The organism is Mesorhizobium sp. LMG 17147 (assembly GCF_024297145.1).
Lineage (GTDB): Bacteria > Pseudomonadota > Alphaproteobacteria > Rhizobiales > Rhizobiaceae > Mesorhizobium.
Window position 1 is genome coordinate 102,344 of record NZ_JANCTC010000009.1, and the last position, 21,869, is coordinate 124,212.

The window sequence follows — 21,869 nt, forward strand, 5'->3', positions numbered from 1 at the left end:
GTTACGGCCGCTTGCGCCGCCGCACCCCTCTGCATCTTCCTGTCCGCGCCGCCCCAGCCCGGTCGGCGTCCAAAACCCACTTCGTTATGACGGGCGAACGCAGGCAAACGCGCAGCCGCAGCGGCTGCCCGATTGGCGTACGCTTCACCCTGACACGGAACGAAGGCTTGAGTATCGGAATGGGATATCATGGGGTGTTATGGGCGTCAACGGGAACAGTCTTCAAAACGCGCCTGCCACAACTGGGGAGAGCAGCTTTGACGGCACTCCCGTCTTTATCGTCTATTAAGCCTAACGAAGCGTTTAGAGCCGTGTGGCCCACCGGAGCCGACTTGCTGCGGATCGCTGCCGCGCATAGCCTCGGCACCTCCTTTTCCGGTCAGTAACGAGGTTTGAAATCATGTCCGATACAGCCAAGTCACGCGCCGCGGCACTTCCCCATCTGCGCCGCGGCGGGCTGGCCAAGGGCGACCCGATCCCCTTGCCCCTGACCATGGCCGCCATCTTTCATGCGCCCGGCGACGCCACCGGCTTCGATCAATATGGCCGCTTCAGCAATCCGACCTGGGATGCGGTCGAGCACATGCTGGCGCATTTGGAGGACGCCCCATGCGTCGCCTTTCCCTCGGGAATGGCTGCCATCTCGGGGGTATTTTTCGGCCTGCTCAAAGCCGGCGACCGTATCCTGCTGCCGTCCGACGGTTATCATACGACGCGAGCGCTGGCAGACCGTTTCCTGAAAGCCTTCGGCGTTGCCTACGATGTCCGGCCAACGTCGAGCTTTCTCGACGGCGGCTTCGACGGCTATCGGCTTGCCTTCGTCGAAACACCCGCCAACCCAGGACTGGACATATGCGACATCGCAGCCGTCGCCGAAGCCGTGCATAGAGCGGGTGCGGTGCTTGTGGTCGACAACACGACGATGACACCTTTCGGCCAGCGCCCGCTCGATCTCGGCGCAGATATCGTCATTGCTGCCGACACCAAGGCACCAAACGGCCATTCCGATGTGCTGTTCGGCCATGTCGCCAGCCGCGACGCGGACATTATCTCGAGGGTGACCGACTGGCGCGAGACGTCGGGCGCCATCCCCGGGCCGTTCGAGGCATGGCTGGTGCATCGCGGTCTCGAAACGCTGGACGTGCGCTTCGACCGCATGTGCACTTCCGCCGAAATGATAGCGCGACGGCTGAAGACCCATCGCGCGATCAGCGGCTTGCGCTTTCCGGGACTGGAGAGCGACCCATCGCACAATCTTGCCCGCGCCCAGATGGAGCGCTTCGGCTTTCTCATCTCGTTCGTGCTCGCCTCGGAGGACAAGGCCGAGGATTTCATCAACAATTGCGCCTTGATGCAGGCCGCGACATCGTTCGGCGGCGTGCACACGTCGGCCGAACGGCGATCAAAAAGGGGAGATGCCGTTCCGCCCGGCTTCGTTCGCCTGTCGGTCGGCTGCGAGCCGGTGGAAGAGCTTTGGCAGGCGATCGAGGCGTCGCTGGACGCAATCGGTGGCTGAGCCGGCGTCGATCTTGCGCCGGCCGTGGAGGACGCGAACGATTTCGGTCGCCTCTTCGACGACACGACACAGGGTGAGGTATTCGCCGACGATCAGGTGACGGATGCCGGGCGCGATGTCTTCGCGCGCGCAGCTGAGAAGGGATAAGTGGCCACTTGCTGCCAGCGGGCTTCGATCCGATCGAGCAATCGATCGGCCGCAGCCTCGCTGTTTTGCGCGACATGGGTAGAAAACTGCCAGCTGGCCTGTAAGCCGGGTTCTGTATGGCCCTCGCCCCTTTCGGGGCGAGAACGCGGCGGCCATTCATCTTGGGCGCATGTTGCCATGCGCCTCACGCAACCTACCCGGACGGTGAGCCGGAAACAGCCCCCGAGGGTTTCCCCTCGCACCGTCCCTATTCGGTCTTGCTCCCGGTGGGGTTTACCGTGCCGCTCCTGTTGCCAGTCGCGCGGTGGGCTCTTACCCCACCCTTTCACCCTTGCCACGATTGGATCGTGGCGGTTTGCTTTCTGTGGCACTTTCCCTGGGGTCGCCCCCGCCGGCCATTAACCGGCACCGTGTCTCCATGGAGCCCGGACTTTCCTCACCCGCAGCCTTTCGGCTTCGCGGGTGCGGCCGCCCGGCCAGCTGGCAAGGCGTATAAAGGGGTTCGGGCCCGAAAACGCAAACGAAAAAGCAAGTTATCCATTGTCAGGCGGGCGCTCCAAGTGCTGCCAGTTGCACCTTGACCTTGCCGCAATAGGCTGCGGACACCGGGTTCATCCGTGTGGCGGCGTGGCCGGCATTGTATTTCAGGATCGTGCCGCAGGTCGTGCCGCCGCCGAGATCCCGCGCCATGGCAAGGTACTTCATGCCGTATTTGATGTTGGTATCGGGATCGTAGAGACCCTGAACCGAACCGCTATAGCCCATCATTCTTGCCGTCGCCGGCTTGATCTGCATCAGGCCGATCTCGCCAGCGCTGCCGACCTGGTTCGGCTGGTAGTTGCTTTCGATCTTGATGACGGCATTGGCGAGCGACACCGGCACGCCATAGCTGGCGGCATAACGCGCAATGATCGCCGAATACTGTCCGCTGCCGCCGACAACCGCCGCCTGGGGCGCTGGCCTGCTCTTCGGAGCGACTGACGCCGTTGCCATGCGGTCGATGCGTTTGCGGTTACGCTTCACATGCTGTTTGGCGATTGTCTTTCTCGCAGCGGTTGGCCTTTTCGCGGAGACTGCCTTTTTCGTCCTTACCGCGGCCGCTTTTTCCACTTTCGCGATGGCGGTCTTCTCTACTTTTGCACCATCCTTCGGCATGGCGGTTTTGCCGGCTGCGGCACTGAAGCCCTGATCGGCCCGCTGGCTCAGCGGTGCGCTGTTTGCCGCGCTGAAGGCAAAAGTCATTACGCCGGCAGCAATGGCTGCCGTTAAAACGGTCAATTTCTGCATGTGATCCTGTTCTGTTTGATCTACACAAAGAACTTCGCGCAGATACCCTCAATCAACGTCGGGACATCTGGGGGGATAGAGGTCCGACAATCTGTACGGATCGCCTTTGACGACGGAATTGGCGCCAAAGAAGGCGACGCAAGTCACTTTGAGTAACAGATTGTAACTTTTAATCTGGCAAAAGGTTATTTGAGAGAGGCTATCCTTACGGAAGCGAGCAGCCTTTCCAGCGTGCGGATCGTCGATCCGTCAGCCACGCCGTCGACCAGGCGCTGCCGGAAATGCCGTTGAAATGCCTCGACCACGATTTCGGTCTGCCGGTCGAAAGCGCCGGTGATCTCGACGCCATAACCATAAAGCGCCAGCATCGACTGCAGTGCCTCAACATCGGCGCCGGTATCGCCTGGCTTCAGCACGGCGCCGCGCCGGATCGGTGCTGCCGGCACAACATGGCCGATGCCGGCAGCAAACAAGGCTTTCCATGGAAACTTCTCGCCCGGATCGACCTTGCGCCCCGGTGCCACGTCGGAATGGGCGAGCACCCGCTGCGCCGGAATGGAATGGCGCTTGACGATGCCGGCACACAGGCCGATCACCGCGTCGATCTGCGGTTTTGGAAAGTTGCGATAGCCGAGCGTATTCCCCGGATTGACGATCTCGATGCCGATCGAACAGGAGTTGATGTCGCTCTGTCCGAACCACGAGCTCTTGCCGGCATGCCAGGCGCGGTCGCTTTCCCTTACCATCTGAACAATGCGGCCGTCCTCATGGACCAGATAGTGCGACGACACCTCGCTTGCCGGATCGCACAACCATGCCTCGGCAGCGGCCCCGGTTGCCATGCCGGTGTAGTGCAGCACGATCATATCGGGTCCGGGCGTCCCGCGCCGCGGTCCGAAATTCGGCGATACCCTGACCTCGGCACTCGGCTCGTCGGGCGGAAAGCCGCTCATGCGTGCCGCAGGCCTCGCTCGATCATTTCATAGGCCGCGTTGATCGCCGCCAGCCTGGTCGTCGCGATCTTGATGAATTCCTGCGGCAGGCCGCGTGCGATCAGCCGGTCCGGATGATTGTCGGAAACCAGCTTGCGGTAGCGCCTCCGGACCTCGTCGAACGGCTTCCCACGCTCGATGCCGAGCACGACATAGGGGTCGGCGGCACCCAGATCGACATGCCGCGCCAGGATGCTCTGGTAATGCGCCTCATCGATGCGGAAGATCTCGGCGATGCGATGCAGGAATTCGCCCTCGCGCTCATGCACCAGCCCGTCGGCCTTGGCGATGTGGAACAGCCCGTCGAGTATATCCTCGAGCATCAGGCAGTTGGTATGGCCCGAACCGCAAAGCTGCGCCATACGCTCGGCATAGGTCTCGAAACCGGCAATGTCGCGTTTGGCCAAATCGTAGAGCCGCGCCACATTGCGCCTCTGTTCCTTCGGCACCTCGAATATTTCCTGGAAGGCGCGCACCTCGTCTTGCGTGACGATGCCGTCTGCCTTGGCCATCTTGGCCGAAAGCGCGATCATCGCCACCGAGAAGGCGACACGCCGGCGCAAATCGGCATCGCCGGAGAAAACCGTACGCACGGCTTCGACCACTTCGGCGACGCCTGACGACGCTGAAGATGAAACGCGTGTGACGAAGTCGCCGAGGCGGTCCCAAATCGACATGGGGGCTTCATAGGGCCAACCACCCATCGCTATCAAGCCAAGACAGTGCCGCAGGGGCTGGCCCAATCGATTTGGCGGAATGCCTGAGGCGGCTGGCGCTAGTGCTCATCCATGGAAAATCTGCAGACGGAAGCCGCTGCGCGCAAACCCGTGTCGTCGCACTCGGCCACAATGCGCGGGTATCGTAAGCAGCAGAAAGGCCGGCGTGTGAGGCCGGCCTTTCTTGGCTGTCACGTTGACTACTGCGACTACTGCGCCGGGGCAGCCGGCGCAGGCGCCGGAGCCGGGGCCGGCTCGGCAGGCTTGTTTGCGTCAGGAGCAGCCGGCTTCATCGTCTGGTCGGATGCCGGCGGGTTGGTGCTCTGCGTCGTGGTGGTGTCGGTGCCGCTGTCGCTGCAGGCCGCAACGCCAAGCAAGGCAAGCGCCGAGACCGACGCAAGAATGAGTTTCTTCATGATATATCTCTCCTCTAATCACGCCACCGTTGCCGGCGACGATCGAGGGCACAATGCGTCAGATCATGATCAGTTTCGTAACGTTGCGTTTCCGCGTGTAACATCAAGCGCTTGGCCGTACAAAGCGTTGAGCACTAACAGGATGCCTAAATGAAAATGCCCGGAAGCGCTGCCATGACCGCAAAATGGGATTTCTGGATCGACCGCGGCGGCACCTTCACCGATGTCATCGGCCGTGACCCGCAAGGCGGGCTGCATCCAAGGAAACTCCTTTCGGAAAATCCCGAAGCCTATGCCGATGCAGCCATCCAGGGCATTCGCGAACTGCTCGGCGTCCAGCCCGGCGCCCCGATCCCCTCCGCGCTGATCGGCGATGTCAAGATGGGCACCACGGTCGCCACCAATGCGCTTCTCGAGCGCAAGGGCGACCGCGTGCTGCTGCTCATCACCAAAGGCTTCCGCGATGCGCTGAGGATCGCCTATCAGGCCAGGCCCGATATCTTTGCCAAGCAGATCATCCTTCCCGAACAGCTCTATGAGCGTGTCGTCGAAATCGACGAACGGGTTCGTGCCGACGGCAGTGTCGAGCGTTTGCTCGACATTGCTTCCGTACGCCCGGCTATTGAGCAAGCCAAGGCGGACGGCATCGATGCGGTCTCGATCGTCTTCATGCATGCCTGGAAGCACCCCGAGCACGAAAAGGCGGTCGCCAAAGTCTGTCGAAAGCTCGGATTCTCGCAGGTCTCGGTCAGTCACGAGGTCTCGCCGCTGATCAAGCTGGTCGGCCGCGGCGACACCACGGTGGTCGACGCCTATCTGTCGCCGATTCTGTCAAGATATGTGCAGAAGGTGGCGAAGGAGCTCGGCGTCCTCTCCCGCCTCGAGGGGGAGATGGCCGTGCAGCGGCCAGAGGGGGTCATCTCAGAAGGCACCGCCAGAACATTGAGCACTGCCGCAACGACCCCACCCGGCGGCTTCGCCGCCACCCTCTCCTCGGGTGGGAGGGAAAGCCCTCGCCTCATGTTCATGATGTCCTCCGGCGGCCTCACCGCTGCCGATATGTTCCAGGGCAAGGACGCGCTGTTATCCGGCCCGGCCGGCGGCGTCGTCGGCATGGTCGAGACGGCAAAACTCGCCGGTTTCGGCAAGGTCATCGGCTTCGACATGGGCGGCACCTCCACCGATGTCGCCCACTATGATGGCGACTACGAGCGCGCCTTCGACACCGAGGTCGCCGGCGTGCGCATCCGTGCGCCGATGATGCGCATCCACACCGTCGCCGCCGGCGGCGGCTCGATCCTGCATTACGAGGCCGGCCGCTTTCGCGCCGGGCCGGATTCGGCCGGCGCCAACCCCGGCCCGGCCGCCTACCGGCGCGGCGGTCCGCTGGCCGTCACCGACGCCAATGTCATGCTGGGCAAGCTGCAGCCCGAGTTCTTCCCGGCTATTTTTGGACCGGGGCAGGACGAACCGCTCGACGTGCAGACGGTTCGCGAAAAATTCACGGCCCTTGCCGCCGAGATCGGCGACGGCCGCTCGCCGGAAGCCGTCGCCGAGGGGTTCGTCACCGTCGCCGTCGAAAACATGGCCAACGCCATCAAGAAGATTTCCGTGCAGCGCGGCTATGACGTCACCGAATACCTCCTGAACTGTTTCGGCGGCGCCGGCGGCCAGCACGCTTGCCTGGTTGCCGATGCGCTGGGCATGGAGGCGGTGCTGATCCATCCGTTCTCCGGCCTGCTATCGGCATACGGCATCGGCCTGTCCTCTGTATTTGCGTCACGCCAGCAGGCGCTGCTGAAGCCGCTGGTGGAGGACTCCGGGGCGGCGATCGATGAACTCATCGCAACGCTGCGCAAAGCCGTCATCGACGAACTCGCCGCACAAGGCATCGCCGAAGACGCGGTCGCCTCGAAGCCGGTGCTGCAGGTCCGCTATGACGGCACCGATACTGCGCTGCCTGTGAACTTTGGTCACGGCTCGATCGCGCAGGTCAAGACGGACTTCGAATCGGCGCACAAGGCGCAGTTCGGCTTTGTCTACGACGACAAGCCGATGATCGTCGAATCGATCGGCGTCGAAGGTACCGACACCGGCGGCACCGGCCGCGATGAAAGCGATTCAGTTGTTGCAGATATGGCCGCAAGTCCTTCCGGGAACCGGAAAATCTTTGTCGACGGCGTCTGGCGCGACGCTGGCATCTTCCCTCGCGAAACACTGAAGCCTGGTAACAAGATCGCCGGCCCTGCTTTGATCATCGAGCCGAACCAGACCATTGTCGTCGAGCCGGGCTGGCAGGCCGAGATCACCGCCAAGGACCACGTATTGATGCGGCGCGTCGAGAAGAAGCGCCGGCACGCCGCACTCGGCACCGAAGCCGATCCAGTGATGCTGGAGGTCTTCAACAACCTGTTCATGTCGATCGCCGAACAGATGGGCGTAACGCTGCAAAACACTGCCTATTCCGTCAATATCAAGGAGCGGCTTGATTTCTCCTGCGCCGTCTTCGACCGGAACGGCGCGCTGGTCGCCAATGCACCGCACATGCCGGTGCATCTCGGCTCCATGGATCGCTCGGTGGAGACCATCATCCGGCTCAATTCCGGCGACATTCACCCCGGCGACGTCTTTGCGCTGAACGCGCCTTACAATGGCGGCACGCATCTGCCTGATATCACCGTGGTGACGCCTGTTTTTTCCCTCCCCCTTGAGGGGAGGGTGGCCGCGGAGCGGCCCGGTGGGGTCGTCTCAGGAGGCACCACAAGAACGTCGAGCACTGCCGCGGCGACCCCCTCCGCCGCCTTCGGCGGCACCTCCCCCTCAAGGAGGGAGGAACCCCTCATTCTCTTCTACGTCGCCTCGCGTGGCCACCACGCCGACATCGGCGGCACCGCGCCCGGCTCGATGACGCCGCTTGCCACCACCGTCGACGAGGAAGGCGTGCTGTTTGACAATTTCCGCATCGTCGATCGCAGCCGGTTCCGCGAGAAAGACCTGGAGACGCTGCTCACCGACCACCCCTACCCGGCGCGCAATCCGCACCAGAACATCGCCGACCTCAAGGCGCAGATCGCCGCGAACGAAAAGGGCATCGCCGAGCTGCGTAAGATGGTCTCGCATTTCGGCCTCGATGTGGTCGAAGCCTACATGGGCCATGTTCAGGACAATGCCGCCGAAAGCGTGCGCCGCGTGCTGGAGCGGCTGCCCGACAGTTCCGAATACGAATATCCGACCGACACCGGGCAAAAGATCAAAGTGAAGATCACAATCGACCGGCGGAAGCGCGAAGCCACCGTCGACTTCACCGGCACGTCGCCGGTCATGAAGAACAATTTCAATGCGCCAGAGCCGGTCGCCCGAGCCGCGGTGCTTTATGCCTTCCGCGTCATGGTCGAAGACAACATCCCAATGAATGCCGGATGTCTGCGGCCGATCAACATCATCATTCCCGACGGCTCGATGCTGAAGCCCACCTATCCCGCGGCAGTCGTGGCCGGTAATGTCGAGACCTCGCAACATGTCACCAACGCGCTGTTCGGCGCCATGAAGGCGATGGCCAATGCGCAAGGCACGATGAACAATCTCACCTTCGGCAACAAGCAGTACCAGTATTACGAGACGATCTGCTCGGGCTCGCCGGCCGGCCGGATGAACGACGGCCGCGGCTTTGCCGGCACCTCCGGCGTCCACACCCATATGACCAATTCGCGCCTGACCGATCCGGAAGTGCTGGAACTGCGTTTCCCGGTATTGCTCGAGGATTTTCATATCCGCGAAGGCTCCGGCGGCAAAGGCAGATGGAATGCCGGCGACGGCACCAAGCGCATCATTCGCTTCCTCGAAAAGATGGAATGCGCGATCCTGTCCTCGCATCGCAACCGACCGCCGCAAGGCCTGGACGGCGGCGGCGACGGCGAAGCCGGCTCGACCAAGGTTCGCCGCAAGACCGGCGCGATCGAGACGCTGAAAGCCTGCGATCAAACGGTGCTCGACGCCGGCGAGGCAGTCATTGTGATGACACCCACCGCAGGCGGATTTGGCGAAGCCTGAACTCGCATCAACAGGTTGTCACCGGCCTGTCATCCACCTGCGTTACCCGCTTGCGGCAAAGCAAACGGGGAATCGCCTTGCCATGACGGACATTTCTGGGGAACTGGTTTTTCGCCGCGGCAAGGAAGTCGGCAAGGCCGTCTACCAGAACCGCCCGCTGTCGAAAGCCGGCATCTCCGAGCGCTTGTTCGCCTTCCTGTTCTCCGGCCTTGTCTACCCGCAGATCTGGGAAGACCCCGAAATCGACATGGACGCGATGCAACTCGGCAAGGGCCACCGCGTCGTCACCATTGCCTCCGGCGGCTGTAACATCCTCGCCTATCTCACCCGGTCGCCAGAAAGGATCGATGCCGTCGACCTCAACGCCGCGCATATTGCGCTGAACCGCATGAAGCTCGCAGCGGTGCGTCACCTGCCGTCGCAGGGCGACCTGTTCCGTTTCTTCGGTGCGGCTGGGACCGGGCACAATTCGCAGGCCTATGATCGCTTCATCGCACCGCATCTCGACCCCGTCAGCCGCCATTATTGGGAGCGCCGCAACTGGCGCGGTCGTCGCCGCATCGCTGTCTTCGACCGCAATTTCTACCAGACCGGCCTGCTTGGCCTGTTCATCGCCATGGGCCACCGCACCGCAAAATTCTTCGGCGTCGACCCGGCCGGCATCATGGACGCCAAGAGCATCGCGGATCAACGCCGCTTCTTCGACGAAGAGCTGGCGCCGGTCTTCGAAAAACCACTGCTGAAATGGGCGACCTCGCGAAAAGCCTCGCTGTTCGGCCTCGGCATTCCGCCGGCTCAGTACGATTCGCTGATCACCTCGGGTGACGGCACCATGGCCAGCGTGCTGAAGGCACGACTGGAAAAGCTCGCCTGCGATTTTCCGCTGAAGACCAATTATTTCGCCTGGCAGGCTTTCGCCCGCCGCTACCCTAATCCGGGCGAGGCCGCCCTGCCCGCCTACCTCGAAGAACGCAACTACAAGACGATCCGCAACAATGTCGATCGCGTTGCCGTCCACCACGCCAATCTGATCGAGTTCCTTGCGGGCAAGGATGCCGGCTCGGTCGACCGCTTCGTGCTGCTCGATGCACAGGACTGGATGACCGACGGCCAGCTCAACGGGTTGTGGGCCGAGATCACCCGAACCGCCTCCACAGGCGCCCGCGTCATCTTCCGCACCGCAGCGGAACCCAGCCTGCTGCCCGGCCGCGTCTCGAATTCGCTGCTCGACCAGTGGCGCTACGAGAACGACGCCTCGCGCGAGTTTTCGGCCTGCGATCGCTCGGCCATCTATGGCGGCTTCCATCTCTATGTGAAGCGGTCCGCATGAGCACGACCGAATTGCCGGCCAGCCATGCCGAACTGATGGACGGTGTCTACCGCTGGCAGCGTCATATCTACGACCTGACCCGCAAATATTATCTGCTCGGCCGCGACCGGCTTATCGCCGGACTGGATGTGCCGGCCGGCAGCACGGTGCTCGAGCTTGGCTGCGGCACCGGCCGCAACATTATCCTGGCTGCCCGCCGCTATCCCGGCGCGCGCTTCTTCGGCCTCGATATTTCGGCCGAGATGCTGGAGACGGCCACCGCCGCCCTCGCGCGCGAAGGCCTCTCCGGCCGCGTCACCCTGGCGCGCGGCGACGCCACTGATTTCGACGCAAAGGCGCTGTTCGGCGTCAAAAGTTTCGACCTCGTCTTTGTCTCGTATTCGCTGTCGATGATCCCCGGCTGGGAGAAGACGGTGTCTGCGGCACTTGCTGCCCTATCACCGGGCGGCTCGCTGCACGTCGTCGATTTTGGCCAGCAGGAAGCCTTGCCCAGCTGGTTCCGCACGCTGTTGCGTGGCTGGCTGAAAAAATTCCACGTCGAGCCGCGTGAATCGTTGCGCGCGGTTCTGGATTCGGAATCTGCAAGAACCGGCGCAAGCTTCCGTTTCCAAACACTTTGTCGCGGCTATGCGTGGCTCGCCGTGATCGGCCCAGGTCGATAACCAGGATGTGGTGAGATTCAGGTCAGGCCGAGTCGAAGACGGGGGCTTCCGAGGACCGGAGCGGAGCGTCCTTTTGGGTACGTGAGCACCGGCCTACGCCAGCCGTAGCCTTAACTGCCCCGACCGCTCCATGAGTGCTTTGGCCCGGCGAAGGCCGGAAGCGCAGGAAACCACCGTTTGCAGGCCGGCATCACCTTAGTATCGATACAGCCTAATGCAGCGCCTTGACCAGCGCCGCCACCATCGCCTGCGGCCGGTAGCCGAGCCTGGCCGGCGTCAGGCCGAGCCGCACCACAACCAGCTGCTCCGAGGGGACGATGGCGACCGTTTGCCCGTCATGCCCCTCCATCCAATAGGTGTCCTTGGGCAGGCCGGCGGCAATGCCGGCGCCGGGGTTTTCTTCGTCGCCCGGTCCTTCGATCCATAATTGCCCCTTGCCGTAGACCTTCGAGGCAGTTGCCGGTTCCCGCATCCAGTCGACGAAGCCGGCGGGCAGTATCTCTTTGCCGTTCCAGACGCCGCCCTGCAGCAGGAACTGGCCGAAGCGCGCCCAATCGCGTGCCGTGGCATAGAGATAGGACGAGCCGACGAAGGTGCCGTGCTCGTCGGCTTCAAGCACCGCGCTGTGCATGCCGAGCGGATCGAACAGCGCGGCCCTCGGCCAGGCCAGCGCCTTGTCCTTGTCGCCGATCGCGTCCTGCCACAATCGGGACAGCATCACCGCCGTGCCGCTCGAATAGGAAAACACCTTGCCGACCTCGCCGGTCAGCGGCTTGGATCCGGCAAAGCCCGCCATGTCCGGTTCGAGATAGAGCATACGCGTCACATCGGCGACGTCGCCATAATCCTCGTTGAATTCCAGCCCGCTCGACATCGCCATCATGTCGGCGAGGCTGATCATGGCGCGGCCATCTCCCTTCCAGGGACCGAACAGGCCCTGGTTGGTCATCGCCAGCTTGCCGCCCTTCACCAGCGTGCCGACGATCGCCGCATTCACCGTCTTGGTCATCGACCAGCCCAATAGTGGCGTCTTTTCGGAAAAGCCGTCGCCATAGCGCTCAGCGACGATGCGGCCGCTCTTGACCACCACCACCGCCCGCATCCCGGCGCCGGTCATTGCTGGATCGTCGAGGACCTTCACGACCTCGGGATCCTGCGAGGCACCGACATCGTCGCCTTCCGGCCACATCGCATCGGGCAGCGGCGCCGGCGTCGGTGGAGCGCCGGCGATAACCTTGGCGGCGGCAATATCCCCGTCGGGAACCGAGGCGCAGCCGAGCCCCTCGCGAGCGACCGCGACACTTTTGCCGAGCGCGCCGAACAGGCCCGCCGAAACCGTTCCCTTCTCCTTGTCCACCGACACTCTCATCAGCTTCAGCAGCGGATGACCCGGCGCCTGCACATCGACGGCGAGCACGTCGTTGGCGTCGCGCCCGGCGATGAAGACGTTCGAGCAGACGATCTTGGCCGCATAGCCGGAACCGACGCGGATCAGTTCCGGCGGCGCGAAATACAGCCAGCCGGCGAGTATCGCGGCGGCCAGCACAGCCAGGCCGAGCAGCCATTTGACGAACTTCAAAAGGATCTGCATTTTGAGTTCCCCCGGCGCGCTCGATCTATGTCATCGATTTGCCGCCATTGTTTCGGCAAAATCGCGGCTCTTGTCGAGCGCCGTCAACCGAATATCAACCATGATCGGCGATCACAGGTGCATGTCGCCCAAAAGCGCGCAGCGGTTTTGGGACGACGACATGCACAGACAAAAGAGCCAAGCGCGTCGAAGCGACGCGCTTGGACAGACCGGGCGATCCTGTGGGGTGACCGTCCGGCGGGGCTTGAATGCATGCGTCCCAAAACTGCGCAACGGTTTGGGAAATGCATGAAACGAAGATCCAGGCGCGTCGCGTAAGTCGGTTTCAGACACGCTGCGCCCGGTCGAGGGGCCACCCGCGGAAAGACCCATCAGCGGCCGGCTGAAACCGGCTCGGGAAGTAGCGATGCGCCGTTTCGCGGTCCTCATCACGCTGATGCTGCTTGGTGCCTGCTCGACGGTCGAGGATCTGACGCCATCGTCGTCCAGTGCCGCGACGGTTGTGGTACGCGCGCCCCGTTTTGCCGATTCCGACCCGCATGAATGGGATAGCGGCGCACCGTGGAGCTATGCCGTCCACGGCACCGACGTCTCCAAATACCAGACCTCGATCGACTGGCCGGCGGCCAGGGCCAGCGGCATCTCCTTCGCCTTCATCAAGGCAACCGAGGGCGGAGACCGGTTCGATGAAGCTTTCAACGAGCATTGGAGCCGCACCAAGGCCTCGGGCATCCCCCGCGCCGCCTATCACTTCTTCTACTTTTGCACGCCGGCCGCGACCCAGGCGCGCTGGTTCATCCAGAACGTGCCCAAAGACAGCTCGGCGATGCCGCCGGTCCTCGACATGGAATGGAACCCGAAATCGCCGACCTGCAAGCTGCGGCCCGATCCCGCCACGGTACGCAGCGAGATGAGCACGTTCCTCGAAATCGTCGAAAAACACTACGGCAAGAAGCCGATCATCTACACGTCGCTCGACTTCTTCGAAGATAATGGTTTGTCGGGTTTCCGCGGCTACCCCTATTGGCTGCGCTCCGTCGCCGGGCATCCGCGCCAGAAATACGGCAGCCATCCCTTCACCTTCTGGCAGTATACCGGAACGGGCGTCGTGCCGGGCATGGCCGGAAACGCCGACATCAACGTCTTCAACGGCTCCGAAGCCGCGTGGAAGAAGTGGTTGCGGCAGAACACCCGTTGACACCGGGCCTGCCGCCTGCTTTTCGACACAGCCAATGACAAATGCCTGCAACCGCTGGTAATCTTTTCGGAAGGATGGCGATGCGATTGCGCTTTGGACTTCTCGCGGCGCTGCTCCTGAGCGCCGTGCCGGCGGCGGCACAGCAATGCGGCGGCGATTTCGAGGCATGGAAGCAGGGCGTGGCGGCGGAGGCCAGGGCGGCCGGCGTCGGCGCTGCCGGCCTTGACGCGCTGGAAAACGCCACCCTCGATGAGAAGGCCTTGGCACGCGACCGCGCCCAGGGCGTCTTCACCCAGACCTTCATCGAATTCTCGAACCGCATGATCTCGTCCCATCGGCTGAAGCAAGGTGCGGCCAATCTGCAAAAATATGCCGAGGTCTTTGCCCGCGCGGATCGCGAATACGGCGTCCAGGCGCCGGTCATTGCCGCTTTCTGGGCCCTGGAAACCGATTTTGGCGCCGTGCAAGGCGATTTTCACACACTGAACGCGCTGGTGAGTCTCTCGTATGACTGCCGCCGCCCGCAGTTGTTCCGGCCGCAGATCGTGCCGCTGCTGATCTTGATCGATCGCGGCGTGGTGCCGGCCGACGTGACCGGTGCCTGGGCCGGCGAGATCGGCCAGACGCAGATGTTGCCTTCCGACTATCTCGGCCACGGCGTCGACGGCGACGGCGATGGCCTGGTCGACCTGCGCGGCAGCGCGCCGGACGTGATCATGAGCACGGCCAGCAAGATCCAGTCGCGCGGCTGGAAGCGCGACCAGCCCTGGATCGAGGAAGTCCGTGTGCCCGACAACTTGCCGTGGGAGCAGACGGGGCGCACCAACAAGCTGCCGTTGACGCAATGGAGCCAGTGGGGCGTTACCAGGCCAGACGGCACGCCGCTTCTCGACAACGGCCTGAAGGCCGGCCTGGCGCTGCCCATGGGTCGCAAGGGGCCAGCCTTCCTGACCTACGACAATTTCGACGTCTATCTCGAGTGGAACCAGTCCTTCACCTATGCCCTGACCGCGGCAAATCTTGCCGCCCGGCTGGGGGGCGCTCCGCGATTCGATCCGCGCAACCCCGACCCCGGCCTCGACGGCGAGCAGATGAAGGCGCTACAGACCAAGCTCGAGGCGAGAGGCTATGACGTCGGCACCGTCGACGGCATCCTCGGCACCAACACCCGCGAAGCGATCCGCAAGGAGCAGATGCGGCTGGGCTTGCCGGTCGACGGCTGGCCGACGCCGGAGCTGCTGGCGAGACTGTGAGGGTGGTGAATGGTAAAAGAATAGCACCGGAGCCGCACTTGAGCACCAGAGATGCTACTATTCACTATTCACTATTCACTATTCACCGCCTCGCCAGCAGGAAATCGATAAAGGCTCGCAGCGGCGCGGGAACCTGCCGGGAACTCGCGTGATATAGATAAAAGCCCGGAAATCTCGGCGACCAGGCTTCGAGAAAGCGGATAAGCTTTCCCGCTTCGATCCACGGCCGGACCTGATATTTCAGCATGTACGCCACCCCGACCCCATCCAGAACCGCCCCCATCATCAGGTCCGTATCGTTTACCGTCAGGCCGCCGCTGACGGCCACTTCCAGGGCACGTTGGCCCTGGGCGAACTCCCAGCGGTAGAGATTGCCGCCGCTCGGCCACTGGAAATTGATGCACTGGTGCTGATGCAGGTCCGCGGGATGGCGGGGTATCGGGCGATGCTCCAGATAACTCGGCGCCGCCACTGCGGCCATCTCGAGTTCGTCGCTGAGCTTCACCGCCACCATGTCCTTGTGCAGCCGCTCACCCAATCTGATTCCGGCATCGAAGCGGCCTTCGACGATGTCGGTGAGCATGTCGTCGACGATGATGGTGAGGGCGATATCGGGATAGGCGCGGCGGAAGTCGCCGAGGATCGGCGCGATGAAACGCGTGGCGGCAATGCGCGGAACATTGATGCGCAGCGAGCCTGCCGGCCGGCCGCGTGATGCATGCGCGTCGGCGACGGCCCCTTCCAGTTCGCTGAACGCCGGCGCGATGCGGGCAAACAGCTTTTCGCCCTCAGCGGTCGGCGACATGCTGCGCGTGGTGCGGTTGAGCAGGCGGACACCGAGACGCTCTTCCAGCCCGCGTATCGTCTGGCTGAGTGCTGGAGGCGAAATCCTGAGCTTGGCCGCGGCGCGGACAAAGCTGCCCTCTTCGATGATTGTTGCAAATGCCGTGAGTTCGGAAAACTCGGTTCCGCGCATTATATACCCCAAGCTTAACAAGTCAGTTAGATAATAGGCTATTCTCTAACCAATAGCATACCCCTAGCTATCGCTGGAACGCCGCTCGATCGGGGCGGCCGTATCCAGACGGAAGGAACAGCCATGCATCGTCCACTCGAAGGCAAAACCGCACTTGTGACCGGCAGTTCGCGCGGCATCGGACGCGCCATCGCGGAGGGGCTCGCAACCAAGGGTGCTGCCGTGGTCGTCAACTATGTCGGCAACAAGAAAGCCGCCAGGGAAGTCGTTGCCGCCATTGAAGGGAATGGCGGAAAAGCCATCGCCATCCAGGCGGACGTCTCCAGCATTCCCGACATTCGCAGGCTGTTCGACGAAACCGAAAGGCAGATGGGGCCGATTGACATCGTCGTCGCCAATGTCGGCGTCGCCGTCATAAAGCCGCTCGTCGAGGCTACCGAAGCGGACTTCGATCATGTGTTCGGCACCAATGCCAAGGGTACCTTCTTCACGCTTCAGGAGGCCGCGCGCCGCGTTCGCGACGGTGGCCGCATCATTGCCGTCTCCACTGGTGGAACCAAGATGTTCTTCACGCAGACGGCGCTCTATCTCGGCAGCAAGGGAGCCGTCGAGCAGTTCGTCCGCATCCTCTCGCGCGAACTCGGCCCGCGCGCCGTTACCGTGAATGCGCTGTCGCCAGGCTTCACCGACACCGACCTGCTTCCGGAGCGGGACCGGGCCGTGGCCGCAGGCATGTCGCCCTTCGGCCGGATCGGAGCACCGCGCGACGTCGCCGATGTCGCGGTTTTCCTGGCTTCGGACGAAGCTCGCTGGCTGACCGGCGAGAACATCCAGGCCGGCGGCGGAGTAGCCTGACTACGGGGAGGTGAATGGTGAATGGTGGTGACGATTCACCGAAGCGGACGGAACGCAAGAACCGCTTCCATTCACTATCCGCCACCAACTAATCCGCCATCGTCTCCAGGCTGGCAAACCCCTGCGGTGCATCGCCTTCGTCGAATGGCGTCGCCACCTCGACGAAAGTATCGGGATAGAAGCCGTTGAACCGTGTCCGGAGCGACAGCGAATAGGCGCCGATATGGCCGATCTCGATCCAGTCACCGGTATCGACGGTTTCGGGCAGCCAGAACGGCCGCGACAGTATATCGACGGAATCGCAGGTCGCGCCACAGACCTTGAACGGCACGATGGTCTTGTCCTCGCCATTGCGCGAGCGGATCGCCGGATCGGGGATGAAGCGTGCCGGCAGCGTGATCTTGCCGGTCCATGAATCCGACAGCGACGCCCAGATGCCGTCATTGATGTAGAGCCTTTTGCCCTTGCGCAGCAGCACGCGCACGATCAGCGACAGGCAGCGCGCCACGATCACCCGGCCGGGCTCGGCCACCAGCTGCATCTGGTCGAATTGGTACTCCTGGAGGTCGCCCGACAGCCGCGACATGATCTGGCCGAGCGACGGCATTTCCGGCTTGCGGCTGTTCGGATCATGACCGTATTCGGCGGGAAAGCCGCCGCCGACATCGAGCCCGGCAATGTCGAAGCCGACGCGGTTGCGCACCCAGTCGGCGGAGGCCAGCGCCCGCTCGTAGGTGTCGGGATCCTCGATCTGGCTGCCGACGTGAAAGCACAGCCCGACCTTGTAGCCGGTTCGGTTCAGCCGTTCGGCCAGTTCGACCGCGTTGGCCGGTCCGGCGCCGAACTTCTTCGACAGTTCGTAGGCCGCCGAGCCTTTCGTCTGGATGCGCACGAACACGGTGATGGCGCCCGGATCGATGTCGAGAGCCCGCACCACCCTGGTCAGCTTGGTGATCTCGTCCTCATGGTCGAGCGAAATGACGCGAATGGCGTATTTTTCCAGCGCCAGCCTGATGTCCGACTGCGCCTTCACCGGGTGCATGTAGAGCATCTCGGCGTCCGGCGAGACGGCGCGCACGGCGGCGAATTCGCCGGGCGAGGCCACATCGAAGGCGCTGACGCCGGCCTCGACCAGCGCGTTGAGCACGATCTGCTCGCCATTGGTCTTGACCGCATAGGCGGTCTTGCCGGGAAACATGCCCATGAACTGTTTGGCGTCCGCCTTCAGCACCTGCGGGCGGAAGCAATAGATGGGATCGTCCGGGCGAAGCGCCAGCGCTGCCTCGCGGGCATTTTCGAATCGCTGCATGGACGAATCCCTTGACTGAGGCTGCGCACAATTAATCCAAGCTAGCGGCTAATGAAAACAATTCTATGTCTCGCCGCCCCGGCTTCGCGGCGCTACGCCGTTCTGTGCGCCCGTTATCAGCGAGCTAGGCCATCACTCAGGTTTCGGGTGGCCCTTGCCGCCGGACCGGTAGAGCGTGAACAGATGCCTGAAGAGAGCAAGGCTCTCGTCTGGGAGGACGACCAATGGCGATAGCTGCCACCACCACGATGCGCGGGCCGATGGTGCTCAAGGACTGGGCGCAGCTTCTGCTGCTCGGCGCCATCTGGGGCGGCTCGTTCTTCTTTGCCCGCATTGCGGTGTCGGAACTCCCTCCGCTGGTGCTGGTGCTGTTTCGCGTCGCCATCGCGGCGACCGCGTTGCAGCTCTACCTTGCGGTCCGCGGCCCGTCGTTTCGCCTCGCCTTGCCGCATACCGGCCTGTTCTTCCTGCTGGCGCTCGCCAACAATGTCATCCCTTTCTCGCTGATCTTTGCCGGCCAGACCGAGCTCGGCGCCGGCGTCGCCTCGGTGCTTAATTCGACCACGCCGTTCTGGACGCTGATCCTCGCCAACGCCCTGACCAGCGACGAAAAACTGTCGTGGAACAAGCTTGCCGGCATCGCCCTCGGTATCGCGGGGACGGCGGTGATGATCGGTCCTGGCCTTGTCGCCGGGCTCGGCGGGCCGGTCTGGGCGAAATTCGCGCTCATCGGTGCCTCGGTCTCCTATGCGGTTGCGCTGATGATCGCCCGCCGCTTCAAGGGTGTGCCGTCACCGGTCATTGCCGCCGGACAATTGACCTGCTCGACCATCATCATGATCCCGGTCGTTCTGTTCACCTATGACGCTGCCACTCTGTTTTCGGCTTCGCCGCCGGTATGGGCGGCGGTGCTGGCGCTGGCGCTGCTGTCGACCGCCTTCGCCTACATCCTCTATTTCAACCTCGTCGCCTCGGCCGGCGCCATTAACGCCTCGCTGGTCACGCTCATCGTGCCGGCCAGTGCCATCCTGCTCGGCTTGCTGTTCCTGGGCGAGCGGCTCGAACTGTTCGAATTGGGTGGCATGGCGCTGATTGCGCTCGGCCTCGTCACCATCGACGGTCGCTTGTTCGGGCGGCGTTAGAGCATGTTCCCCAACTCTCGGCTCGAAATCGATTCCGATTTCCGCCGCGGTAGCGCTGCCATTCTCGTTGCTGCCCCGGCTTCGCCACAAATTATTCACAGGTCCAACGCCGGCTTTTGACCAAGAGTTTCAATGCCTAACGGCAAACGGCAGGTCGCAAATTCCACAATCTCGTCGCATTGCAGCAAAGTTTCTGCTTGCCTGTGGCACAAATGACCCTAGACTCTCGCCATAGCTCTTAAGAGGAGGCTATGACATGGGACTGACGAGGCCGATCAACGCATTGATGATTTGTGCTGCGTTTGCATTCATCGGCGCCCTCATTATGGGCGTCCTTCCATAAGGCCGCTGAGCGGGGGAAGACCAGCACCGAATATTACAAACCATTGAAAAGGCCGGGCATTTTGCCCGGCCTTTGCATTCCCCCGATCTTTGACATTTCAAAAAGGAGCTTGCCGCCTTACGCCGCGGCGGATCCCGCAGCCTCGACTTCGTGCGACCTGATGCCGATCATGTGGCAGATGGCGAAGACCAGATCGGCCCGGTTCATCGTGTAGAAGTGGAAATCGCCGACGCCGCGCTCGACAAGGTCCAGCACCTGCTCGGCGGCCACGGCAGATGCCACCAGCGCATGCGTTTGCGGATCGTTCTGCAGCCCATCGAAACGCTCGGCCAGCCATGCCGGCACCAAGGCGCCGCACCGCGCCGAGAAGTTGGCGACCTGGGTGAAATTGTGCACCGGCAATATGCCCGGCACGATCGGTATGTAGATGCCGGCCCGCCGTGCCCGCTCGACATAGCGCTCATAGAGATCGTTGTCGAAGAAGAACTGGGTGATCGCCCGCGTCGCCCCATTGTCGGCCTTGCGCTTCAGCATGTCGAAATCGGTGGCGAAATCCGGACTCTCCGGATGTTTTTCCGGATAGGCCGAGACCGATATGTCGAAATCGCCGGCGCCCTTCAGCGCATCCACCAGTTCAGCGCCATTGGCATAGCCTTCCGGATGCGGCCGGTAAGCCGCGCCGACGCCCTCGGCCGGATCGCCGCGCAGGGCGACGAAACGCTTGACGCCCATATCGGCGAACTCCCGGATCACCGCATCGACCTCGTGGCGCGCCGCGTCGACGCAGGTCATGTGCGCCGCCGGCGTCAGCGACGTTTCGTTGAGGATGCGCTTGACGGTGCGGGCCGTGCGCTCGCGGGTCGAACCACCGGCGCCATAGGTGACCGAGACGAATTTCGGCTTGAGCGGCTCCAGCCGGGTGACTGTGTCCCACAGCCTTGCTTCCATCTCGTCGTTTTTCGGCGGAAAGAACTCGAACGACACCCTGACCTTGTCGCCGATGTCGGGACGGCGGGAGAAGCGGAACTGGTTCATCAGGCGGTTTCCCCTATCGGATACGCATTGGCCGGTTGTCTGTCGTTGGAAGGCTCGGCAATCAGCATGCGCCGATCGCGGCCGAGCCAGAGTTTGACGGTGAGCTTGGCCTCGTTGCCACCGCGCGGTTCGAATTCCTGGCTGTCCTCGAGCTCGAGGCCGGCCTCGGAAAACCAGTCGGCGATTTGCCGGTCGGAAAAGCCGAGGCGCATATGCGCGTGCTCCTCGCGCAAGAACTCCAGCGTGTGCGGCGCGAAATCGACGATCACCAGCCTGCCAGCCGGGCGCAACAGACGCGCCGCCTCTCGGATGGCGCGGGCAGGATCGTCGAGATAGTGCAGCACCTGATGGATGGTAACGAGATCGAAGGCGTCGCGTTCGACCGGCGGCGCGAAAATGTCGCCCTGCCGCACCTGCGCATTCGAAATGCCGGCCTTGTCGAGATTGGCGCGCGCCACCGTCAGCATTTCGCGCGACATGTCGATGCCGATACCGCGCCGATAGAGCGGCGAAAAGATCTCGAGCAGCCGTCCGGTGCCGGTGCCGAGATCGAGCATCGACTGGAACGGCCGCTTGCCGACGAGCTTGATGAGGGCTGCTTCGACGGCGCGGTCCGGCACATGCAGCGAGCGGATATGGTCCCAGCTCGCGGCGTTGACCGAGAAATATTCGGCAGCCCGGTCCTGCCGCTTGCGCTTGACCGCGGCCAGCCGTTCGAGATCACGCTCGACCTGCGGATCGGCGCCGCGGATGCCGGAGACCAGCCTGAGCACAAAATCGCGCGACGTGTCGGAATCCGAAAGCCGGAAGAAAGCCCACGAGCCCTCCTGGTAGCGGCCGATCAGCCCTGCCTCCAGCAGCAATTTCAAATGCCGCGAGACGCGCGGCTGCGACTGGCCGAGGATTTCGGTGAGATCTGAAACGGTCAGATCGCCGCGCGACAGCAGCGCCAATATACGCAGCCGACTGGATTCAGCAGCCGCCTTCAATGTATCTACCATCGTGTCGAGAGCGACATGCATGCGAGCATTCTCTTTGAAAAGATATAAAC

Annotated in this window: 17 protein-coding genes and 1 other RNA gene; 8 read left to right on the top strand and 10 right to left on the bottom strand. The window is 62.9% G+C overall.

The window, feature by feature from the left end:
• The first annotated feature begins 400 nt into the window (after window positions 1–400).
• A complete protein-coding gene (locus NMG46_RS18270; protein WP_254818998.1) occupies window positions 401–1,516 on the top strand; it encodes a cystathionine gamma-lyase in 1,116 nt (371 codons plus the stop codon).
• A gap of 232 nt (window positions 1,517–1,748) precedes the next feature.
• Here the strand turns inward: NMG46_RS18270 and rnpB are convergent.
• From rnpB to NMG46_RS18295, 5 genes are all read right to left on the bottom strand, one after another.
• An RNA gene (gene rnpB / locus NMG46_RS18275) (RNase P RNA component class A) lies at window positions 1,749–2,147 on the bottom strand.
• 59 nt (window positions 2,148–2,206) lie between these two features.
• A complete protein-coding gene (locus NMG46_RS18280) occupies window positions 2,207–2,950 on the bottom strand; it encodes a lytic transglycosylase domain-containing protein (protein ID WP_254818999.1) in 744 nt (247 codons plus the stop codon).
• A gap of 185 nt (window positions 2,951–3,135) precedes the next feature.
• Window positions 3,136–3,903, bottom strand: coding sequence for an N-acetylmuramoyl-L-alanine amidase (locus NMG46_RS18285; protein ID WP_254819000.1), 768 nt, complete (start codon window positions 3,901–3,903; stop codon window positions 3,136–3,138).
• Window positions 3,900–4,619, bottom strand: a complete 720-nt coding sequence (locus tag NMG46_RS18290; RefSeq protein ID WP_254819001.1) for a DnaJ family molecular chaperone — start codon at window positions 4,617–4,619, stop codon at window positions 3,900–3,902. The genes NMG46_RS18285 and NMG46_RS18290 overlap by 4 nt, the downstream gene beginning before the upstream one ends.
• Before the next feature lie 248 nt (window positions 4,620–4,867).
• Window positions 4,868–5,074 (bottom strand): hypothetical protein, encoded by a 207-nt coding sequence (locus NMG46_RS18295; protein ID WP_254819002.1) that lies wholly within the window; start codon window positions 5,072–5,074, stop codon window positions 4,868–4,870.
• A gap of 174 nt (window positions 5,075–5,248) precedes the next feature.
• On the opposite strand from NMG46_RS18295, the gene NMG46_RS18300 reads away from it, so the two are divergent.
• The 3 genes from NMG46_RS18300 (at window position 5,249) to NMG46_RS18310 (ending at window position 11,116) form a co-directional block, all read left to right on the top strand.
• Window positions 5,249–9,124 carry a hydantoinase B/oxoprolinase family protein gene (locus NMG46_RS18300; RefSeq protein WP_254819101.1) on the top strand — a complete coding sequence of 1,292 codons (3,876 nt, stop codon included), beginning with the start codon at window positions 5,249–5,251 and terminating at the stop codon, window positions 9,122–9,124.
• A gap of 82 nt (window positions 9,125–9,206) precedes the next feature.
• Window positions 9,207–10,454: a DUF3419 family protein gene (locus NMG46_RS18305; RefSeq protein WP_254819003.1), complete on the top strand. Its 1,248-nt coding sequence runs from the start codon at window positions 9,207–9,209 to the stop codon at window positions 10,452–10,454.
• Window positions 10,451–11,116: a class I SAM-dependent methyltransferase gene (locus NMG46_RS18310; protein WP_254819004.1), complete on the top strand. Its 666-nt coding sequence runs from the start codon at window positions 10,451–10,453 to the stop codon at window positions 11,114–11,116. The genes NMG46_RS18305 and NMG46_RS18310 overlap by 4 nt, the downstream gene beginning before the upstream one ends.
• Before the next feature lie 211 nt (window positions 11,117–11,327).
• Here the strand turns inward: NMG46_RS18310 and NMG46_RS18315 are convergent, their stop codons facing one another.
• A complete protein-coding gene (locus tag NMG46_RS18315) occupies window positions 11,328–12,707 on the bottom strand; it encodes a serine hydrolase (RefSeq protein WP_254819005.1) in 1,380 nt (459 codons plus the stop codon).
• A 406-nt stretch (window positions 12,708–13,113) separates the two neighbouring features.
• Between NMG46_RS18315 and NMG46_RS18320 the strand changes: the two genes are divergently transcribed.
• Together NMG46_RS18320 and NMG46_RS18325 are read left to right on the top strand one after the other, a co-directional pair.
• Window positions 13,114–13,905: a glycoside hydrolase family 25 protein gene (locus NMG46_RS18320; RefSeq protein ID WP_254819006.1), complete on the top strand. Its 792-nt coding sequence runs from the start codon at window positions 13,114–13,116 to the stop codon at window positions 13,903–13,905.
• An 80-nt stretch (window positions 13,906–13,985) separates the two neighbouring features.
• Window positions 13,986–15,158, top strand: a complete 1,173-nt coding sequence (locus NMG46_RS18325) for a peptidoglycan-binding protein (protein ID WP_254819007.1) — start codon at window positions 13,986–13,988, stop codon at window positions 15,156–15,158.
• A gap of 82 nt (window positions 15,159–15,240) precedes the next feature.
• Here NMG46_RS18325 and NMG46_RS18330 read toward each other — a convergent pair whose 3' ends face one another.
• Window positions 15,241–16,134, bottom strand: coding sequence for a LysR family transcriptional regulator (locus tag NMG46_RS18330; protein ID WP_254819008.1), 894 nt, complete (start codon window positions 16,132–16,134; stop codon window positions 15,241–15,243).
• Window positions 16,135–16,257: 123 nt separating this feature from the next.
• On the opposite strand from NMG46_RS18330, the gene NMG46_RS18335 reads away from it, so the two are divergent.
• Window positions 16,258–16,989: an SDR family oxidoreductase gene (locus NMG46_RS18335; protein ID WP_254819009.1), complete on the top strand. Its 732-nt coding sequence runs from the start codon at window positions 16,258–16,260 to the stop codon at window positions 16,987–16,989.
• An 88-nt stretch (window positions 16,990–17,077) separates the two neighbouring features.
• Here NMG46_RS18335 and NMG46_RS18340 read toward each other — a convergent pair whose 3' ends face one another.
• On the bottom strand, window positions 17,078–18,298 hold the full coding sequence (locus NMG46_RS18340; RefSeq protein ID WP_254819010.1) for an alanine racemase: 1,221 nt from the start codon (window positions 18,296–18,298) through the stop codon (window positions 17,078–17,080).
• Window positions 18,299–18,522: 224 nt separating this feature from the next.
• Here NMG46_RS18340 and NMG46_RS18345 point away from each other — a divergent pair, with 224 nt between their 5' ends.
• Window positions 18,523–19,440: a DMT family transporter gene (locus tag NMG46_RS18345; protein ID WP_254819011.1), complete on the top strand. Its 918-nt coding sequence runs from the start codon at window positions 18,523–18,525 to the stop codon at window positions 19,438–19,440.
• Between the two features lie 460 nt (window positions 19,441–19,900).
• On the opposite strand, the gene metF is transcribed toward NMG46_RS18345, so the two are convergent.
• Entirely contained in the window at window positions 19,901–20,818 is a 918-nt protein-coding gene (metF, locus tag NMG46_RS18350) for a methylenetetrahydrofolate reductase [NAD(P)H] (RefSeq protein ID WP_254819012.1), read from the bottom strand.
• The gene (locus NMG46_RS18355) at window positions 20,818–21,840 is read right to left on the bottom strand and encodes a metalloregulator ArsR/SmtB family transcription factor (protein WP_254819013.1); all 1,023 of its coding nucleotides are present in this window, start codon (window positions 21,838–21,840) and stop codon (window positions 20,818–20,820) included. Before NMG46_RS18355 ends, metF begins: the two co-directional genes overlap by 1 nt.
• Window positions 21,841–21,869: the final 29 nt, after the last annotated feature.

Bases quoted from the DNA above. Each gene is read 5' to 3' on its own strand.
- NMG46_RS18270 (WP_254818998.1), top strand. From the start codon at position 401: ATGTCCGATACAGCCAAGTCACGCGCCGCGGCACTTCCCCATCTGCGC.
- NMG46_RS18280 (WP_254818999.1), bottom strand. From the start codon at position 2,950: ATGCAGAAATTGACCGTTTTAACGGCAGCCATTGCTGCCGGCGTAATG.
- NMG46_RS18285 (WP_254819000.1), bottom strand. From the start codon at position 3,903: ATGAGCGGCTTTCCGCCCGACGAGCCGAGTGCCGAGGTCAGGGTATCG.
- NMG46_RS18290 (WP_254819001.1), bottom strand. From the start codon at position 4,619: ATGTCGATTTGGGACCGCCTCGGCGACTTCGTCACACGCGTTTCATCT.
- NMG46_RS18295 (WP_254819002.1), bottom strand. From the start codon at position 5,074: ATGAAGAAACTCATTCTTGCGTCGGTCTCGGCGCTTGCCTTGCTTGGC.
- NMG46_RS18300 (WP_254819101.1), top strand. From the start codon at position 5,249: ATGACCGCAAAATGGGATTTCTGGATCGACCGCGGCGGCACCTTCACC.
- NMG46_RS18305 (WP_254819003.1), top strand. From the start codon at position 9,207: ATGACGGACATTTCTGGGGAACTGGTTTTTCGCCGCGGCAAGGAAGTC.
- NMG46_RS18310 (WP_254819004.1), top strand. From the start codon at position 10,451: ATGAGCACGACCGAATTGCCGGCCAGCCATGCCGAACTGATGGACGGT.
- NMG46_RS18315 (WP_254819005.1), bottom strand. From the start codon at position 12,707: ATGCAGATCCTTTTGAAGTTCGTCAAATGGCTGCTCGGCCTGGCTGTG.
- NMG46_RS18320 (WP_254819006.1), top strand. From the start codon at position 13,114: ATGCGCCGTTTCGCGGTCCTCATCACGCTGATGCTGCTTGGTGCCTGC.
- NMG46_RS18325 (WP_254819007.1), top strand. From the start codon at position 13,986: ATGCGATTGCGCTTTGGACTTCTCGCGGCGCTGCTCCTGAGCGCCGTG.
- NMG46_RS18330 (WP_254819008.1), bottom strand. From the start codon at position 16,134: ATGCGCGGAACCGAGTTTTCCGAACTCACGGCATTTGCAACAATCATC.
- NMG46_RS18335 (WP_254819009.1), top strand. From the start codon at position 16,258: ATGCATCGTCCACTCGAAGGCAAAACCGCACTTGTGACCGGCAGTTCG.
- NMG46_RS18340 (WP_254819010.1), bottom strand. From the start codon at position 18,298: ATGCAGCGATTCGAAAATGCCCGCGAGGCAGCGCTGGCGCTTCGCCCG.
- NMG46_RS18345 (WP_254819011.1), top strand. From the start codon at position 18,523: ATGGCGATAGCTGCCACCACCACGATGCGCGGGCCGATGGTGCTCAAG.
- metF (WP_254819012.1), bottom strand. From the start codon at position 20,818: ATGAACCAGTTCCGCTTCTCCCGCCGTCCCGACATCGGCGACAAGGTC.
- NMG46_RS18355 (WP_254819013.1), bottom strand. From the start codon at position 21,840: ATGCATGTCGCTCTCGACACGATGGTAGATACATTGAAGGCGGCTGCT.